Source organism: Rhodococcus sp. C-2, assembly GCF_027854095.1.
Classification (GTDB): domain Bacteria; phylum Actinomycetota; class Actinomycetes; order Mycobacteriales; family Mycobacteriaceae; genus Rhodococcus_F; species Rhodococcus_F qingshengii.
The window spans coordinates 1-3505 of the sequence record NZ_JAQGFI010000038.1 but is presented as its reverse complement, the minus strand read 5'-3'; the positions used below and the strand labels follow the sequence as shown (position 1 = coordinate 3505).

Genomic DNA, 3505 nt, shown 5'->3' with positions numbered 1-3505 from the left:
TAGAGAAGCCCCCCAACCAGTACTGGTTGGGGGGCTTTCTCGTACCCAAAACACCCCACCCCGCCAACACCCGAAAGTACCTTCGCCGGCACCCCCGACTTCGAGCGAACGGCACTTTCGTCGCCTCAGATCGACCGAACGTACCGTTCACACGATCAGGGGCGCGAGCACAGCCGACTCACCACCCCGTCCGGGATCGAGTGAACGACACGCTCACCCTCTTAGTCGAGGGGAACGGTACGTTCACACCATCACTGAAAAGCGTGCGCGCACCACAGGTCTCGTCAGTCGAAGGTCAATCTCGACACCAACCTGCCACGGAACCCGTCGAGCGTGGCTAGGCTCGGAAGAGGTGCCCCGTGTGATCGGGCCCACCTCACCTGTGCACGCGTGATGACTACGGAGGCTTTGATGACCGATATTCTCGACCGCACCAAAATCTATGTTGATGGCGCCTGGATCGAATCCACTGGCAGCGGTCGGATCGACGTTCTCAATCCGGCTACCGAAGAGCTGATAGGAACTGTCGCCGAAGGCACTGTCGAAGATGTCGATGCGGCCGCGAAGGCAGCACGAAAGGCTTTCCCCGCTTGGTCTGCACTATCCGGCGGCGAGCGAGCCGAATATCTTTCCAAAGCCGCGGCGATTATTGCCGAACGTACCGATGATCTTGCGGCGCTGGTTTCGCAGGATATGGGCATGCCGATCGGATTCGCGAAGCCCGTGCAAATCGGAATGCCGCTCGCGAATTTGAATGCATTTGCCGAATTGGCTCGCACTTATGATTTCGACGCTCACGAGGTCGGGAATTCGCTGATTGTTCGCGAACCTGCGGGTGTTGTCGGCGCGATCACTCCCTGGAACTTCCCGCTCCACCAAGTTGTCTTGAAGGTTGGCGGTGCGCTCGCGGCGGGCTGCACCGTGGTTCTCAAGCCCACCGAGGTTGCGCCACTCATCACGTACGCTCTCGCTGACATCTTCGACGAAATTGGTTTGCCTGCAGGTGTATTCAACCTGGTAAGTGGCTACGGCCCGGTAGTGGGTGAAGCCATCGCCGGCCACCCGGAAGTCGACATGGTCTCCTTCACCGGGTCGACTCGGGCAGGCAAGCGAGTGGCCATCGTCGCCGCGGACACCATCAAGAAGGTCTCGCTCGAGCTGGGTGGCAAGTCGGCGAACGTCATTCTCGACGACGCCGATCTCGAAAAGGCTGTCACGGACGGCGTCGCAAAGTGCTTCATCAACTCGGGCCAGACCTGTTCGGCGCTGACGCGTATGTTGGTTCCCGCGGAGAAGGTGGATGAGGCAGCGGCAATTGCTGCTGCGGTCGCCGCTCATTTCCCGGTAGGTGATCCGACTCAGCCGACTTCGGTGCTTGGTCCTCTGGTGAACGCGAATCAGCTGGGACGCGTTCGCGGATACATCGAGAAGGGTGTGTCGGAAGGTGCCACCGCGGTTGTCGACGGTCGCGAAACCGGTCTGGCCAGTGGATATTTCGTCGGTCCGACGGTGTTCGCGAACGTGACCGAAGACATGACCATTGCGCGCGAGGAGATCTTCGGACCGGTCCTCTCGATCATGGGCTACAAAGACGAGGCCGACGCAGTGCGGATCGCCAACGGCACCGAGTACGGACTGGCCGGTGGCGTTTGGTCAGGTGACCCCGATCGCGCGGATCGCGTCGCACGGCAACTGCGTGCCGGGCAGGTCGAGGTGAACGGCGGCGCCTTCAACACGAATGCTCCGTTCGGTGGGTACAAGCAGTCGGGCGTCGGGCGCGAGGCCGGCACGTTCGGGCTCGAAGAGTTCCTCGAGATCAAGGCGATTCAGAGATAGTTTGTTCGAGAATGGCGATGCTCCCGTACCAAGTGCGGGAGCATCGCCATTTTTGTACCCGGATCAGGACTTGGCGGCATCCAAATGCTGAGCCGAGATGTTCGCCAGATGTGTCAGGTCCGAGGCCACGGTCGCGAACGTGTAGCCCTCCCCGAGCCGTTGTGCCGCAACCTGACCGGAAGGTGTGTGGATTCCCGCAGCGACTCCGCTGACGGCGGCAGCTTCGCGCACCCTGGTGAGCGCTGATTCGAATTCCTCGGCGACGTCCGGATCGTTGGAGTGCTTACCTCCGACGGCGATTCGTAGGTCGGACGGCCCGACGTACACGCCGTCCAATCCGGGCACTGCGCAGATCTCTTCGACGTTCGCCAGACCCTGTGGGGTCTCGATCATCGCAAATACAACGGTGTCGCGGTTCGCGTCGGCGGGAACGGGGCCGATACGGAGTTGCGAGCGCATGGGTCCGTAGGAGCGGATGCCGAAAGGCGGATACTTGGCGGCTGCCACGGCGGCCGCTGCCTCTTCGGCGTTGTTGATCAGCGGAACGATGACGCCCACAGCGCCCGCGTCGAGTGCACGGCCGATGGGTGTCGGATTGTTTGCCTCGACGCGCACCATCCCGACGGTGGACGGTGACGAGTCGATGGCGGTGAGCCCGGCGACCATCCCCGAATAGCCGATCAGGCCGTGCTGCATGTCGAGGGCAATGTAGTCCCAGCCGACGTGCGCGATCCATTCGGTCGAGATCGGGCTGTCGATGACGGACCAATATCCGAGTATGCGTTCGCGTCCTCGGATGCGTGCGGCGAATTCCTGTGCTGACATAGTGAAGAACTCTTCCTGATGAAGGTCGGGTGTTTCAGCGGTTGTAGTTGGGCATGGGGCCTCGTAGGGCAGCACCGACGAGATCACACTCTTCGACGGTCGAGGCGTCGAGTGGACCTCGCCCGATGGCCGCGATATTGGATTCGAGGTGCGTTACTTTGGATCCTCCGAGGAGCAGCGATCCGGCGACGGGCTTGCTGACCAGCCAGCGCAACGCAAGCTCGGTCAGGGAGATGCCCGACTGCTCTGCGATTGCCGTCAGTTGAGCGATCGCGTCGAATATCTGTGTGTTCCAGTATCGCTCCTTGTACATCGACGCAAGACGTGAGTCGCCGAATCGGCCGTCGGCGGGACTTTCCTCGAAGGTGTGGCGCCCCGTGAGCAGGCCCCCACCGAGTGGGTTGTAGACCATGGTGGTCAGTCCGGTCACGTCCGCGAATTCTGCGTATTCTTCTTCGATGCGACGCGCGAGCAAGTTGTAGAGCTGCTGTGCGACGATCGGTCGGGGAGCTCCGACTGTGTCTGCGGTGTAGTTGATTTCACTGATTTGCCACGCTGCGAAGTTGGATACGCCGAGTGTGCGGATCTTGCCCTCGGCAACCAGTTCCGCGACGGTGGTGAGAGTTTCGGTCAGCGTGACGGTTCGGTCCGGCTGATGGAGATAGAACAGGTCGACGTAGTCCGTGTCGAGTCTGCGCAGGCTTCCTTCGACGCTTGCTCGGAGCCCCTCTGTCGAGAGTGGGCTGTTGTCGCCGGCATCGGGATGCGAGATATTGTCAAGACCTGTGGATGAGGGTGTTTCAGGCGACCTCCGTTTCGCTTGATTCGTCGGGCTCAGCGGGTG

Annotated in this window: 3 protein-coding genes; 1 reads left to right on the top strand and 2 read right to left on the bottom strand. The window is 61.3% G+C overall.

Annotated features, from left to right (window positions below; all coding sequences use genetic code 11):
* The first annotated feature begins 411 nt into the window (after positions 1–411).
* The gene (locus PCS43_RS33325; RefSeq protein ID WP_007732506.1) at positions 412–1836 is read left to right on the top strand and encodes an aldehyde dehydrogenase family protein; all 1425 of its coding nucleotides are present in this window, start codon (positions 412–414) and stop codon (positions 1834–1836) included.
* A gap of 63 nt (positions 1837–1899) precedes the next feature.
* Here PCS43_RS33325 and PCS43_RS33320 read toward each other — a convergent pair whose 3' ends face one another.
* The gene (locus tag PCS43_RS33320; protein WP_007732505.1) at positions 1900–2661 is read right to left on the bottom strand and encodes an HpcH/HpaI aldolase family protein; all 762 of its coding nucleotides are present in this window, start codon (positions 2659–2661) and stop codon (positions 1900–1902) included.
* A 34-nt stretch (positions 2662–2695) separates the two neighbouring features.
* The coding region (locus PCS43_RS33315) for an aldo/keto reductase (RefSeq protein WP_270923252.1) at positions 2696–3505 on the bottom strand (810 nt) is incomplete at its 5' end.

Excerpts from the sequence above, each read along its gene's own strand:
- PCS43_RS33325 (WP_007732506.1), top strand. The coding sequence starts at position 412 with ATGACCGATATTCTCGACCGCACCAAAATCTATGTTGATGGCGCCTGG.
- PCS43_RS33320 (WP_007732505.1), bottom strand. The coding sequence starts at position 2,661 with ATGTCAGCACAGGAATTCGCCGCACGCATCCGAGGACGCGAACGCATA.